We start from the raw sequence: 13,363 nt of genomic DNA, 5'->3' as shown, positions 1-13,363 counted from the left end.
CCTGACTCATGTAGTCACTCCTCTGATTCAACCTACTCAGAGCTTCCCGGTCAGTTCCGGGACGACGGAGAACAGGTCGCCGACCAAGCCGTAATCGGCGATCTGGAAGATCGGCGCCTCCTCGTCCTTGTTGATCGCCACGATCACCTTCGAATCCTTCATCCCCGCCAGGTGCTGGATCGCCCCCGAGATGCCCACCGCCACGTAGAGCTCGGGGGCAACCACCTTGCCGGTCTGCCCGACCTGCCAGTCGTTCGGGGCGTAGCCCGAATCCACCGCCGCGCGGCTGGCGCCCACCGCGGCGCCGAGCTTGTCGGCCAGCTCTTCGATGATCGCGAAGCTCTCCTTCGAGCCGAGGCCGCGGCCGCCCGAGACCACGCGCCTGGCCGAGGTCAGCTCGGGGCGGTCGCTCTCGGCCACCTCGTCGGCGACCCAGGCCGACAGCCCGGGATCGGCGGCAGCGGCGGTCTCGGCCACGCTGGCCGCGCCGCCCTCGCCCGCCGCGTCGAAGCTGGCGGTGCGGATGGTGAAGACCTTCTTCGCGTCCCGCGACTTCACCACCTGGATGGCGTTTCCGGCATAGATCGGCCGCTCGAAGGTCTCGGCGTCGAGGATGGCCGAGACGTCCGACAGCACCATCACGTCCAGAAGCGCCGCAACCCGCGGCATGACGTTCTTGGCGTCCGTGGTCGCCGGCGCGGCGATGTGGTCGTAATCCCCGGCCAGGCCGACGATCAGCGCCGCCGTCGGTTCGGCCAGGCGGTGGCCGTAGAGCGGGGCCTCGGCCACCAGCACTTTCGACACGCCGGCGATCTTCGCGGCCTCCTCGGCCGCCGCTTTCGCCGAGGCCCCGGCGCAGAGCACCGTCACATCGCCAAGCGCCTTGACCGCCTGCACCGCCTTCGCCGTCGCGTCGCGGTTCAGCTCGCCATTCGTGACTTCGCCAAGCAGCAGAACAGCCATCAGATCACCCCCGCTTCTTTCAGCTTGCCCACCAGCTCGTCCACCGAGCCGACCTTGATGCCGGCCTTGCGGCCCTCGGGCTCGCGCACCGAGACCACCTCGAGCCGCGGCGCGACGTCGACGCCGTAATCACCGGCGGTCTTCTCGTCGAGCGGCTTCTTCTTCGCCTTCATGATATTCGGCAGCGAGGCATAGCGCGGTTCGTTCAGCCGCAGGTCGGCGGTGACCACCGCCGGCAGGCTGACCGCGATGGTCTGGAGGCCGCCATCGACCTCGCGGGTGACCTTGGCCTTGCCGCCCTCGATCTCGACCTTGCTGGCGAAGGTCGCCTGCGCCCAGCCCAGGATCGCCGCCAGCATCTGGCCAGTGGCGTTCATGTCGTTGTCGATGGCCTGCTTGCCGGCGATGATGAGCTCGGTGCCCTCGGCCTTGGCCACCGCGGCGAGGATCTTCGCCACCGCCAGCGGCTCGATGTCCTGATGCACGTCGTCCGCGGCGACGACCAGGATCGCCCGGTCCGCGCCCATGGCCAGCGCCGTGCGCAGCGTCTCGGCCGCCTGCTTGACGCCGATCGAGACCGCGATCACCTCCTCGGCCTGACCCTTCTCCTTCAGACGGATCGCCTCCTCGACCGCGATCTCGTCGAACGGGTTCATCGACATCTTCACATTCGCCAAATCGACACCGGAGCCGTCGCTCTTCACGCGCGCCTTCACGTTGTAGTCGATCACGCGCTTCACTGGCACGAGGAGCTTCATCGGCCTCTCCCCTTTTCACCGACCCTGTTGTCGGCGGCCAAAGCTCTTTTTATCTGCAGAACCTGAGGACTGCATACACACCGGTCAGGATAATCCCGATGGCGATCATTTCGGCGCCTCCTGTCCTCTTGTTCAGAAACGCAAAGGACAGGAGCAGCGTGAAGGCAGGAACCAGGCTTTGAAACAGCGCCCCCTTTGTCGCTCCAAGCGCGGGAAGATAGATCGCCGCCGACAGCAAGGCGACCGAGGTCACGGCCTCAAGCGCGGACAGTCCACTGAGCCTGAAGGCGACACCATAAGCCGCCCACAGCAATCCGCCCGCGACAAAGGGGCCGGGACTGCTCGCCCCGGCAACAAGAACAAGAATGATCAGCCCGACCACGGCAATCACCATTCCCAGTTGCTGCACCGGCCCCAGCCGTTCATGCAGGATGAACCTGCCACCTGCCAGGCTGAGCGCTACCCCTGACACGGCGGTCATGGCACCGCCGAAATTCGCCGGAGCCCACAGAAAGCCACTGCCGACCACGATGACAAAGGCTGGTCCCGCACCAATTGCTCTGATAGCGAGCGGTAACTTGTGCCGAGGGAGCAAGCCGCAAGATCAGCATCAAAAGCGGGGTCGCTACCAGAAAGCGTAATGCGGCCAGATCATAGGTGTTCATACCTCCTGCGGTCACACCATGCCAGGCATGAACATACCATGCGCTCCAGATCGTCGCGGCAGCTAGCCCGGCCAGCGCGCCACGGATCCTTGCTCCGGTATCTGAAACAACCGAGACCACGACCTTTATACCAGTGCAGTTTTGAGAATCTTCCCCGACGGCGCAATGGGTAGCGCATCCATGAAGGTGATGATGCGCGATACTTTGTATTCGGCGATCCGCCCGGAGCAGTACGTGAGAACATCTTCCCCCGACAGCGATGAATCCTCCTTTACGATCACCGCCTTTCACGACCTGACCGTAAACGGGAACCGGGCTGCCGACGACCGCCGCCGCGGCAATACCGGGATGGGTCAGTAAGGCATCCTCGACCTCGATCGGGGCGATCTTGGCTCCGCCACAAATGATCTGGTCGCGGGTCCGGCCAACAATGAAATAATAGCCGTCGGCATCGCGGGACACCAGATCGCCGGTGCGGAACCATCCGTCGATGACCGCATCGGCCGTGCGCTGGGGGTCCATGTAGTAGGCGCCGGCAAAGCTGGGACCGCGCACCAAAAGCTCGCCCATCTGGCCCTCGGCGCATCATCGCCCGTCTCGGTGACCAGCCGCATCTCGGTCGGGGCGATCAGCCGCCCGACCGAGCCAGTGGAAGGTTCGCGCTGCTCACGCAGGTCGAAGGAAAAGATGGGACGCACCTCAGTCATGGCATAGTAAGGTCGGACGACAAAGCCCAGCCGCTCACGGCAATCGGTGACGACCTGCTCGTGCAGCGCGGCGCCCGAGCAGGCTGCAAGGCGCAGGAATGACGTATCGTATTGGCGCGCATTCTTCAACGCGACATCGGCCATCATGGCATATATCGTTGACACCCTAAGAAACACGATGGACCTCAACTGCTCGATGGCCTCTAGCGCCAGACGCGGATGAACCCTTGCGGCCAACAGGACCGTCGCCCCACTGGGCAGCGCGACATATGTCGCAGCGTGGAAGCATAGCTGAAGGATAAGGGCAGCATGACCAGCATCCGGTCCTGCGGGTTGATGCCCATCATCCCGCTATAGGCCAGGCCCGAGGCCAGTTCGTTGGCATGGCTTGCCGCCACCCCCTTTAGCGTCGAGGTTGTGCCGGAGGTATAGCACAACAGCGCCAGATCGTCGTCCCCCCGCCAGCGGCCCAGTATAGATGGGACACTGCCAAGCCCTAGTCGGCGTCTTCATTTAGGCGATCCATGCCATAGTGCAGGCGAGATCGACGAAGGCTTTGAAGGACGAGACGGTCTTCTCGCAGCGGAGCGCGATGCGGCGGAACCGTTTGATGCGGTTGAAGAAGCACTCGACCAGATGGCGTTCCTTGTAGAGCGCCCGATCCAGCGGCCGGCTTCCGGCGCGGCTGCGGTTGCGCTTGATCTGGGCGGTGGCGTGCAGGTCATCGGCGATGAACCTGCGCAGCGCCTCGGTGTCGTATCCGGCGTCGGCGATAACATGGCCGACGCCCGCCAGGTCTCGGATCAGCCCCTCGGCCTGCGGGCTGTCGGCCCAATGGCCCGGCGTGATCGCGAACCGGACCGGCAGGCCGAGCGCGTCCACAGCCGCATGGATCTTGGTCGTCAGACCGCCGCGGGAGCGGCCGATGGCGTGAGCTTCAGGCCCCCTTTTTGCGAGGTCGCATCGGCATGGACCTTGGAGATGGTCGCGTCGATCAACACATACTCGAAATCGGGATCGGCGCTCAACTCCTTGAAAAGGCGTCCCCACACCCCGGCGCGGGACCAGCGGCGGAACCGGGTGTAGACGCTCTTCCAATGCCCCAGTTCAGGCGGAAGGTCGCGCCAGGGCGAGGCGCCCCGTGCCAGCCACAGCACCGCGTCGATGAACAGCCGGTTGTCCGCGCTACTGCGGCCTCGATCACCGGCCTTGCCCGGCAGCAGAGGCCCGATCCGCTCCCATTGCGCGTCAGTCAGCGTTCGTCTGCTCAAGATCGCCTCCGTTTTCGATCTTGAATCAGAACTTACGCAATATGGGAATCCTTAAATGAAGACGCCGCCTAGAGGTCAGCTCATCCAGATTCATCCACCACAGGCGGGCTGGCAAGGGAGCCAATCGCCTCTGCTACGATATCGGCGAGTTCGGTCGCACAGACCACCATCCTTCCACCATCCTTGCGCCGCTGTGCTCAAGAATATAGCGGATTTCATGAGGCGCAAACTCCGCGTTCACCGGAACGATGGCCGCACCATTCATGGTCAGGCCCAGATAGGTCGAAAAAATCTCTGGCCGATTGGGCGACAGCACGGCCACACAGTCGCCCTTTGCGACCCCGGCGTCGCGCAGCACCGAGGCAAGCGGGCGCGCCTCATCAACCAATTCGCCATAGGTGACGGTTTGGGTGCCAAAGACAAAGGCAGCGTGGTCCGCCAGCCCGAAGATGAAGTCAGCGTGGCGGGGCTGCCTGGGAAATCCCGCAGACCCGGGCACGCCCCACCGCCTTGCCGGCCGCTTGGGTCAGGTCCAGCGGCTCGGCCTTGTGGCGAAACTGCGCCTTGGCCGCCTGCCACCAGGCCCACGCGCAGCGAAAAAAGGCCAGCGCCGAGTTCAGCAATAGCGCTCCACGAAAGCCATCTGATGATCGCCATAGCGGTCGCCATGGGCAAACCCCGCAGGCAGGATACGGTCGATTTCCGCAATATCCGCAGCGGCAAGATCCGGAACCTGCCAGTCGCGAAGGTGATCCGCCGTCCGGGTGGCGGGAATCGGAACGACGTGATCCCCCTGCGCCAGAACCCATGCCAGCGCCGCGCCCGGGACCGTCCAGCCCCGCTGGGCGCAGAAGTCGCGGAAGGGCGCAATGGCGGCGATATTTGCCGAGAAGTTCGGCTCGATGAAACGCGGGTTGGTTTCGCGAAAATCGATGCCGGCCCGGAAATCCCGTTTCAGCGGTTCGCGCCCGAACATCCCCCGGCCCAGCGGGGAAAAGGCGACGAAGGCGACGCCAAGCTCGCGGCAAGCCTGGATCAGGCCCAGCTGGGGCAGCCGCGTCCAGAGGGAGAATTCGCTTTGAACCGCGGTCACGGGATATTCGGCATGGGCGCGGCGCAAGGTCGATGGCGCGATCTCGGACAGGCCATAGCCGCCGATCTTTCCCTCTTGCACCAGCTTCGACATCGTCCCGGCCACGTCCTCGACAGGGATGTCGGGCTGGCGGCGGTGGATATAGTAAAGATCCACGTGCTCGCGTTTCAGCCGGCGCAGCGATTCCTCGAGGCATCGACGGATATAGGGCTCGTCATTGCGCACCGCGCGCGGCGGCCCGTTGACGATACCGCATTTCGTGGCCAGATGCAGGTCGCGACGCTCCCAGCGGCCGATGATCTGTTCCGATACGCCCATGCCGTAGATATTGGCCGTGTCGAAATGGCTGATTCCGGCATCCATCGCCGCATCGAGGCAGGCCAGCGAAGTCGCCTCGTCCGTTGCGCCGAACATGCCGCCAAAGCTCATCGTGCCGAAGCCGATGGCGCCGACATTGCGGTCGCCCAGCCGTCTCTGTTCCATTCCTGCCTCCTGTGCCGCGCCGCGGCAGGGAAGCGCGACCGGCCTCGCCCGTCAAGCGAAAGCGCCCTCATTACCGGCGGCCCCCGGCACCGACGCGGCATCCAGGCACGGCGCTGATGCCCGTTCGCCGAACCGACGTTTCATGCTCAATGCGGCGATTCCGGCAATCTAAGCCCCTTTGGACCCGCTTCGCCACATGATGAACAGCCCGGACAGGACGATCATGGCCGAACCGAGAAGCATCGGGGTGGCGAGACGCTCTCCGAACAGAAGGACACCCAGCGCGACCCCAAAGATCAGCCGCACATACCGGAAGGGCGTGACGGGCAAGAGGAAGACGTTCATCGGGCGCTGGAATATCCAGCGCCCGCATCGTTCTGTTCACCGCCCTGACCTATATCCTGTGGTTTCGCGGCGTGGCGAGGCTGGAGCCGGCAGCAGTGTCCTCGCTGGGTTTCTCAGCCCGCTGACGGCGATCCTGCTTGGCTGGGCGATCCTTGCCAGGGGCTGTCCGCATCGCAGATGATCGGCGCGACGGTCGTGGTCGCCAGCATCTGGCTGAGCCAGCAGGCCACGCCAGCAAGACCGGTTCATGCCCGACAAGGGGCGGGCCGCAGCGCGCGGCCAAGCGTGACGGCAATCGCCATGCCGGCCAGCGCGGCAATGCCGACGATCACCCCCGCCGCGGTCCAGCCATGGCTCTGGATGGCGCTGCCGACCGCGACCGGCCCGGCGATCTGGCCCAGGTTGTTGCCCTGCACCATCAGGCCAAGCACGACGGGAACAAGTCCGGCCGTTGGCGCCGCCAGCGGTGCCGAGGACAGAAGCACCGCCGGAATCAGCCCGCCGACGGCCGAGAACAGGACGCACAGCCCAAAGGTCGGCATGTCCGGCAAGACCGGCAGGAATATCCCCAGCCCGGCCACGCCCATCGCAAGGCTCGCCCCGGCCAGCAGCGCCCCGCGCCCGACGCCGCGCGACAGCAGCAGGCCCGCGGCCAGGTTGCCGAGGATATTGGCCGCCGTCGCCAGCGCGCTCAGCAGGCCCGCCATCTGATGCGTGACCTGCATCCGCTCCATCAGCAGCACCGGCAGGAAGCCGAACAGCGCAAAGAACATCAGGCTGTAGAGCGCGAAGGCGGCGGCAAGGCCCAGCGGCCCGCCCGCCCTGACGGTGGCGGTCGCGTCCGCGGCAAGGCCCTGCCACGACCAGCGCCTGCGTTGGCCGTCCGGCGGCAGCACGCACGGGACCGCGATCCCGACCGCCAGCGCCAGCCCGGCACCTGCCCACCAGATGCCGCGCCAGCCGTCGAAAAGCGGGCCGGCAAGCATCGCGATGGCCATGCCGGCGGGCATGAAGCAACTCCACAGCGCAAAGACAAGGTCGCGGCGCGACCGCTGGGCCACATGCTCCAGGATGGACGGCGCGGCGACGGTGATCAGCAGAAAGCCCGCTCCCTCGACGATGCGCGAGACCAGAAGCGAGGCGAAGCCGCCGGCGGACGCGCCAAGCGCCGATCCGGCCGCCGTCGCCAGCAGGCCGAGGGCAAGGATGCGCCGCCCGCCGATGACGGCGACCAGCGCGCCGGCCGGAATGCCGCCGACCAGCCCGAGAAGCGCGAAAACCCCGGTCAGCCAGCCGATGGCGGACAGGCCCAGCCCCAGATCGGCCTGCAGCATCGGCGCGGCGATGGCCGCCTTGCCGACCTGCAGGGCGGCGGCGATCCCCGCCGCCACGATCAGCGCGACGGCACCCCAGCGCGTCGCCATCACGCCGCCTCGCGCTTGCGTCCCGCGACCAGCGCCGCGGCGATTTCCGCCACATGCCGCCCCTGGAAGCGCGCCCCGTCCAGCTCGTTCGCGCTTGGCTGACGGTCGCCGCCATCGCCGTCATCGGCCAGCGTCGAGGCGCCATAGGGCGAGCCGCCGGTGATCTCGTCCATGCGCATCTGGCCCTTGAAACTGTAGGGCAGGCCGACCACGATCATGCCCAGATGCAGCAGCACCGTATGGGTGGACTGGATCGTCGTCTCCTGCCCGCCATGCTGGCTGCCGGTCGAGGTGAAGACGCTGCCGACCTTGCCGACCAGCCGGTCCTCGGCCCACAGCCCGCCGGCCTGGTCCAGAAAATTCTTCATCTGCGAGGCCATGTTGCCGAAGCGGGTCGGCGTGCCGATGATGATCGCGTCGTAATCGGCCAGCTCGCCCACCGTCGCGACGGGCGCGCGCTGATCCTGCTTGTAGCCCGCCCTTTCCGCGACGGCCTCGGGCACCAGTTCCGGCACGCGCCGGACCGCGACCCTCGCCCCCGCCTCGCGCGCGCCCTGGGCGACCGCAGCGGCCATGGTTTCGACATGCCCATAGGACGAATAATAAAGCACCAGCACATCGGTCATCGGTTTCCCTCCTGTTCCTGTCGCGTCCAGGATAGGGGTGACGGATGACCGGCAGGAGTGATATAATTCCGATGGTTTCGATCATCTGAAGCGATCATGCTGGACGCCCTGACCCTCGACCAGATCCGCACCTTCGTCGCGGTCGCCGACAAAGGCAGCTTTCGCGCCGGCGCGGGCAGCCTGTCGCGGGCGCAATCCGGCGTCAGCGCAAGCGTGGCCAATCTGGAGGCCCAGCTGGGCGTGCAGCTGTTCGACCGCTCAGGCCACCGCCCGGTCCTGACGGCCGAGGGCAGGATGCTGCTTGCCGATGCGCGCGACATCCTGCTGCGGGTCGACGCGATGCGCGCCAGGGCGCGGGGCTTCGGCGAGGGCGTCGAGCTGGAACTGTCCATCACCGCCGACACGCTGTTTCCGATCCCGCTGGTCGGCGCGGCGCTGGCCGAGATGCGCAGGACCTATCCTTCGGTAGCGGTCAGGCTTGCCATCCAGCCGCTTGGCGGACCGTTGCAGGCGCTGACCGAAAGGCGCTGCACGCTTTCCATCATGGTCGGCGAGGATTTCCGCGACCCCCGCATCAGCTTCAGGGCCCTGTCGCCCGTCTCGCAGGTGGCGGTGGTGGCGGCCGGCCATCCTCTGGCCGCCGGGCGCGGGATCGGCATCCCGGATCTGGCCGACCATGTCCAGATCGTGCTGTCCGATCCCTCGCCCTTGTCGGAGGGGCGGGATTTCGGCGTGCTGTCGCCCCAATCCTGCCGGGTCAACACCCAGGGCGCCAAGCATGCGCTGATCCTGTCGGGCGTCGGCTGGGGCAGGCTGCCGTCCTGGCTGGTCGCGGATGACCTGAGATCCGGCAGGCTGGTCCGGCTGGATACGGCCGCGCTTGGCCGCAACGCCCAGGTCACCTCCCAAAGCTATCTCGCCCATCGCCTCGACGAGCCCTTCGGCCCCGCCGCAAGCACATTCGCCGCGGGGCTGATGCGGCTTTGCGAAAGCGATGCAGCAGGCTGAACAAGGACCTGCCGCCGGTTCCATCACGCCCCTGCTGCGGCACCCCGGAAGGAGGCGCGGCAAGGCGGCGGGCTTCAGCCGCAACAGGCGACGATCACGATCCGGGCGACGAGGATGGCGGCCGGCCGGGACGGCGGCTTTGCAGCCCGGGGCCGGCGCTGCCACGCCGGCCCCGGCGATCTTCCGGCTTCTACCAGTCGAAATCGTCGCTGCGAAGCTGGTTGAGGCGCGTGTCCTCGATCACCAGCCGGTCGGCGCCCGCTGTGATGACGACATTGTTGCCGACCTGGCTGGCGGCGGCGCGGATATCGGCCCAGCTGTCGAAGCGGCCATAGAAGGACAGGTCGATCACGTCGTCGTCATGGTCGAAATCGGTGATCCGGTCGCGCCCGCCGTTCCAGATGAAGACATCCGCGCCTTCCCCGCCGGTCATCGTGTCGTTGCCCCGGCCGCCGTTCAGGGTGTCGTTGCCCTCGCCCGCGATGATGCGGTCGTGGCCTGCCTCGCCGAACAGGCGGTCGTCGCCCTCGCCGCCGCGGATCAGGTCGTTGCCGCCCCCGGCGCGGATGGTGTCGTTGCCCTCGCCGCCGGCGATGGTGTCGCGACCCCCGCCGCTGACCGAGCGGTCATTGCCCGAGCCGAGCGAGATCGTGTTGTTGCCGCCCCCGGCTTGCACGACATCATTGCCCTCGCCCGCCGTGATCCAGTCGTTGCCGCCCAGCGCCGTGATCACATCATTGCCCGAGCCGCCGAGGATGCGGTTGTGGCCCGCGCCGGCGTCGATGCGGTCATTGCCCTCTCCGCCGTCCAGCGTGTCGTTGCCCGCGCGGCCCAAGAGCAGGTCATCGCCCGAGAAGCCCCAGATCTGGTCGGCGAACTGGGTGCCGACCAGGCGGTTGTCGTCGTCATTGCCACGAATTCTGGCCATGGTTTCTCTCCGTCACTTGGTTTGGACCGGCATGATCGAACCGTGATCCGCGCCCGGCTGCCGGTTCCTCCGGGCGCGGAATGGGTCGTGCCTCAGGCACGGGCGGCAAGCCGCTGGCCGACCAGCAGCATCCGCATGGTGTTCTCGGCGGCGTTGCGCAGCAGTTTCGCGCCCTCGCCGATGGCCTTTTCCAGCGAGCAGGGCCGCCGCATGATCGAGGCATAGGCGCCGATCCCGTGCTCATAGGTCTGGCGTGCCCCCTTGCCGATGGTGCCCGCCAGCGCGACGGTCGGAATGCCGATCGCGTCGGCGCGGCGGGCGACCTCGCAGGGGACCTTGCCGAAGGGACTTTGCGCGTCCAGCGCACCCTCGGCGGTGATGACCAGATCGGCGCGGCCCAGCAGCCGGTCGAAATCCAGGTAATCCAGCATGACCTGGAAACGCGGATGCAGCGCCGCGCCGGCAAAGGCGACCAGCCCGGCGCCAAGCCCGCCCGAGGCCCCGGCGCCCTGCATCGGCGCCACGTCTCGGCCCGTGGCCGCCATGATCGCCTTGGCATAGCGGGTCATGCCGCGGTCGAGCTGCTCGACCTGCTCGGGGGTCGCGCCCTTTTGCGGGCCGAAGACGCGAGCCACGCCGCGCGGTCCCAGCAGCATGTTGTGCCAGTTCACCGCCGCGTCGATCCGGACTCCGGCCAGCCTCGGATCCAGCCCCGAGACGTCGATCTGCGCCAGATGCTCCAGCGCACCGCCGCCCTCGGGCAATTCGCGCCCCTCGCCGTCCAGCAGCCGGGCGCCAAGCGCGCGCGCCATGCCCGCACCGCCATCGTTGACGCCGCTGTCGCCGCAGCCGATCAGGATGCGGTCCACGCCGTGGTCCAGCGCCTTCAGGATCAGCTCGCCCACGCCGCGGCTGGTGGTCAGGGTCGGGTCGCGCCGGTCGCGCGGCACCAGCGACAGCCCGGCAGCGGCGGCCATCTCGATCACGGCGGTGCGCGGCCCGTCGCCGCCCATCAGCCCCCAGAAACTGTCCACGGATTGGCCCACCGGGCCGGTCACGCCGGCCTGCATCAGCCGGCCGCCGGTCGCGGCGACCAGCGCCTCGGTCGTGCCCTCGCCGCCATCCACCATAGGCGCGGTCAGGATGGTCGCATGGGGGGCGGCGCGGCGGACGCCCCGCGCGATGGCCTCGGCCACATCCTGGACCGAAAGCGATTCCTTGAAGCCCGAAGGCGCGATCAGGACGGTGAGAGACATTTTCATATCCTTTCCGGTTGTCTGATGGGATTACGCCCGCGCGCCCTGCCTTATTCCCGGCAGGGGCGAAAAATTCCGCCCAGGCGCTGAAAAAAGGCGGCCCCGGGGCCGCCCTTTCATCGCATTTGCAGTGCATTACCGGATGACGAACCGGATGCCCGCAGGACGCAGGACGCGGTTCAACGCCCGCAAACCGGGCTCGGGGCGCGACTGGCGGACCTTGGGCGAGGATTTTTGCGAGGTGGCTTGGACCAGCCGCTGGGGTCGGGGCAAGGGCCGCGCTGCCTCGACCACCGGGGCGGCAGGGGGCGGCAAGGCCACGGCAGGCGCGACCAGCATGGCGGCAGAGATGGTCGGAAGGGCTGGAACGGGCGACGCTTGCGCATCGTCCCGCATCTGCGCCAATTGCGCGGGCCAGACCAGCAGGGCAAAGCCGATCAGCAGCGCCGTCACGACCGGCGCCAGCGGCAGTGCCAGCCGGATCAGGTCCCGCTGGCAGAAGCCCGCTTCCTCGGCCTGGCCGAAGATCGCCACCGGCTTGGCCGAGGCCATCATGCTTTGGCAAAAGCCCGTGCCCATCACCGCAACCGTGATCATCAGCGCCGGGTCGTGCCCCATCGCCGCCAGCGGCAGGGCCACCGCCGGGATCAGCACCGCAGCCCGGGCCGAGCGCGAGGTGATCGCCAGATGCGCCAGCACCGCCACCGCCGACAGCAGCACCACCACGGCGGGCAGGCTGGCCGACAGGCCGGGCGGCAAGGCGGCAAGCGCCTGCCCCGCCAGCCAGCGGTCGGCGCCGGTCGCGACCATCGCCTCGGCCATCAGGACCGTCGCGGTCATGTAGAGCAAAAGCTCGGTATCGACAGCGCGGAAGATCTCCTTGGGCTTGCGGCTGGTAAAGGGTGGGGTCAGCAGCACCAGCGCCCCGATCAGCGCGACCAGCGCCATGCCGGTCCCGTGCAGCCCGGCCGTCAGCCACAGGCCCACGACCAGCGCCAGCACCAGCGCGATGCGGCGCTGGCGGGCGCGGGTGGCCGGGTCGGGCACCGGCGCCACGATGCGGGGCAACGGCGCCAGCAGCGCCTCGCGCGGGACGAACAGGCACAGGATCAGGCCCGCGCCGGCAAGGCTGGCCAACAGCGAAAACGGCAGGCCGAGCATCGCCCATTCCACATAGCCAAGATGGATGCCGGTCGCGCCCCGGATCGCCTGCGCCGCCAGAAGATGCGCCCCCGCCCCGATCAGCGAGGCCCCGGCCGACAGCAGGATCACCGTCGGGAACAGCAGGGCAAGCGGGCGGCGCAGGCGCGGATCGGGCAAGGCCGCCGCGATGGCGGCAAATACCGGCAGCAGCAGCGCCGCCCGCCCCGAGGTCGAGGGCAGCACGAAGGCCGTGCCGGCGATGGCCAGCGTCAGCCACAGGAAGAAGGGCACGACCCGCATCCCCCGCGCCAGCAGCGGCGCGACCAGCCGTTGCGTCAGCCCCGCCTCTTTCGCCACGGCGGCGATGACGAAGGCCGACAGCAGCAGCCAGATCAACTCGCTGCCCAGGGCCGCGAAAAGCTGCGCCTCGGACAGCACGCCGCCAAGGACCAGCGCCAGCACGGCGGCCAGCGCCACCAGCGATTCCGGCAGACGCGTGCCGACCCAGCCAAGGATCGCGAGGCCCGAGACGGCCAGGGCAACCCGGCCCTCGGACGAAAGCGTCTGGGGCAGGCCGGCCAGCAGCGGGATGGCAGCGGCCAGGACGGCGACGGCAAGGTGGCGCCGGCTTGGCTGCGGCAGGGCGGCAAGCGGGGACAGGCTGCGGGCGGTCATGGCGTTCTCCTGTGCATT

General features: G+C 67.8%; 13 protein-coding genes and 1 pseudogene. 1 reads left to right on the top strand and 13 read right to left on the bottom strand.

Translation table 11 applies throughout. The annotated features are described in order from the left end of the window. Positions 1-36 precede the first annotated feature (36 nt). From LOS78_RS11505 to wrbA, 10 genes and pseudogenes are all read right to left on the bottom strand, one after another. Positions 37-963, bottom strand: a complete 927-nt coding sequence (locus LOS78_RS11505; RefSeq protein WP_230378302.1) for an electron transfer flavoprotein subunit alpha/FixB family protein — start codon at positions 961-963, stop codon at positions 37-39. Then, positions 963-1,721, bottom strand: coding sequence for an electron transfer flavoprotein subunit beta/FixA family protein (locus LOS78_RS11500; protein WP_230378301.1), 759 nt, complete (start codon positions 1,719-1,721; stop codon positions 963-965). The genes LOS78_RS11505 and LOS78_RS11500 overlap by 1 nt, the downstream gene beginning before the upstream one ends. 49 nt (positions 1,722-1,770) lie before the next feature. Then, positions 1,771-2,115 (bottom strand): EamA family transporter, encoded by a 345-nt coding sequence (locus LOS78_RS11495; protein ID WP_230378300.1) that lies wholly within the window; start codon positions 2,113-2,115, stop codon positions 1,771-1,773. A 28-nt stretch (positions 2,116-2,143) separates the two neighbouring features. Beyond that, positions 2,144-2,956, bottom strand: coding sequence for an AMP-binding protein (locus tag LOS78_RS11490; RefSeq protein ID WP_256451361.1), 813 nt, complete (start codon positions 2,954-2,956; stop codon positions 2,144-2,146). A 68-nt stretch (positions 2,957-3,024) separates the two neighbouring features. Continuing rightward, positions 3,025-3,491: pseudogene (locus LOS78_RS22095) on the bottom strand (AMP-binding protein); the annotation flags it as partial. A 115-nt stretch (positions 3,492-3,606) separates the two neighbouring features. Further along, positions 3,607-4,364, bottom strand: a protein-coding gene (locus LOS78_RS11480) for an IS5 family transposase (protein WP_230378299.1) whose coding sequence is annotated in 2 segments (ribosomal slippage) — positions 3,607-4,049 and positions 4,049-4,364 — 759 coding nt in all. Because the reading frame shifts where the segments join, the coding sequence is not laid out codon by codon here. Positions 4,365-4,497: 133 nt separating this feature from the next. Further along, on the bottom strand, positions 4,498-4,863 hold the full coding sequence (locus tag LOS78_RS11475; RefSeq protein WP_230378298.1) for an AMP-binding protein: 366 nt from the start codon (positions 4,861-4,863) through the stop codon (positions 4,498-4,500). Positions 4,864-4,980: 117 nt separating this feature from the next. Next, a complete protein-coding gene (locus LOS78_RS11470) occupies positions 4,981-5,940 on the bottom strand; it encodes an aldo/keto reductase (RefSeq protein WP_230378297.1) in 960 nt (319 codons plus the stop codon). Between the two features lie 590 nt (positions 5,941-6,530). After that, entirely contained in the window at positions 6,531-7,709 is a 1,179-nt protein-coding gene (locus tag LOS78_RS11460) for an MFS transporter (RefSeq protein WP_230378296.1), read from the bottom strand. Further along, positions 7,709-8,335 carry an NAD(P)H:quinone oxidoreductase gene (gene wrbA / locus LOS78_RS11455; RefSeq protein WP_230378295.1) on the bottom strand — a complete coding sequence of 209 codons (627 nt, stop codon included), beginning with the start codon at positions 8,333-8,335 and terminating at the stop codon, positions 7,709-7,711. Before wrbA ends, LOS78_RS11460 begins: the two co-directional genes overlap by 1 nt. A gap of 96 nt (positions 8,336-8,431) precedes the next feature. Here wrbA and LOS78_RS11450 point away from each other — a divergent pair, with 96 nt between their 5' ends. After that, complete coding sequence (locus LOS78_RS11450; protein WP_230378294.1) at positions 8,432-9,343, top strand: LysR family transcriptional regulator; 912 nt, start codon at positions 8,432-8,434, stop codon at positions 9,341-9,343. Between the two features lie 190 nt (positions 9,344-9,533). On the opposite strand, the gene LOS78_RS11445 is transcribed toward LOS78_RS11450, so the two are convergent. The 3 genes from LOS78_RS11445 to LOS78_RS11435 form a co-directional block, all read right to left on the bottom strand. Further along, on the bottom strand, positions 9,534-10,271 hold the full coding sequence (locus LOS78_RS11445; protein WP_028717495.1) for a calcium-binding protein: 738 nt from the start codon (positions 10,269-10,271) through the stop codon (positions 9,534-9,536). Positions 10,272-10,363: 92 nt separating this feature from the next. After that, positions 10,364-11,527 (bottom strand): glycerate kinase, encoded by a 1,164-nt coding sequence (locus LOS78_RS11440; RefSeq protein ID WP_230378293.1) that lies wholly within the window; start codon positions 11,525-11,527, stop codon positions 10,364-10,366. A 135-nt stretch (positions 11,528-11,662) separates the two neighbouring features. Continuing rightward, on the bottom strand, positions 11,663-13,345 hold the full coding sequence (locus LOS78_RS11435; protein WP_230378292.1) for an SLC13 family permease: 1,683 nt from the start codon (positions 13,343-13,345) through the stop codon (positions 11,663-11,665). Between the last annotated feature and the right edge of the window lie 18 nt (positions 13,346-13,363).

Origin of the sequence: Paracoccus sp. MA (assembly GCF_020990385.1) — a bacterium.
Lineage (GTDB): Bacteria > Pseudomonadota > Alphaproteobacteria > Rhodobacterales > Rhodobacteraceae > Paracoccus.
Note: the sequence above shows the minus strand (reverse complement) of the source record. Positions and strands in the feature narration are given on the sequence as shown.

Coding starts and splice junctions, on each gene's coding strand:
- LOS78_RS11505 (WP_230378302.1), bottom strand. CDS start 963: ATGGCTGTTCTGCTGCTTGGCGAAGTCACGAATGGCGAGCTGAACCGC.
- LOS78_RS11500 (WP_230378301.1), bottom strand. CDS start 1,721: ATGAAGCTCCTCGTGCCAGTGAAGCGCGTGATCGACTACAACGTGAAG.
- LOS78_RS11495 (WP_230378300.1), bottom strand. CDS start 2,115: ATGGTGATTGCCGTGGTCGGGCTGATCATTCTTGTTCTTGTTGCCGGG.
- LOS78_RS11490 (WP_256451361.1), bottom strand. CDS start 2,956: ATGGGCGAGCTTTTGGTGCGCGGTCCCAGCTTTGCCGGCGCCTACTAC.
- LOS78_RS11470 (WP_230378297.1), bottom strand. CDS start 5,940: ATGGAACAGAGACGGCTGGGCGACCGCAATGTCGGCGCCATCGGCTTC.
- LOS78_RS11460 (WP_230378296.1), bottom strand. CDS start 7,709: ATGGCGACGCGCTGGGGTGCCGTCGCGCTGATCGTGGCGGCGGGGATC.
- wrbA (WP_230378295.1), bottom strand. CDS start 8,335: ATGACCGATGTGCTGGTGCTTTATTATTCGTCCTATGGGCATGTCGAA.
- LOS78_RS11450 (WP_230378294.1), top strand. CDS start 8,432: ATGCTGGACGCCCTGACCCTCGACCAGATCCGCACCTTCGTCGCGGTC.
- LOS78_RS11445 (WP_028717495.1), bottom strand. CDS start 10,271: ATGGCCAGAATTCGTGGCAATGACGACGACAACCGCCTGGTCGGCACC.
- LOS78_RS11440 (WP_230378293.1), bottom strand. CDS start 11,527: ATGTCTCTCACCGTCCTGATCGCGCCTTCGGGCTTCAAGGAATCGCTT.
- LOS78_RS11435 (WP_230378292.1), bottom strand. CDS start 13,345: ATGACCGCCCGCAGCCTGTCCCCGCTTGCCGCCCTGCCGCAGCCAAGC.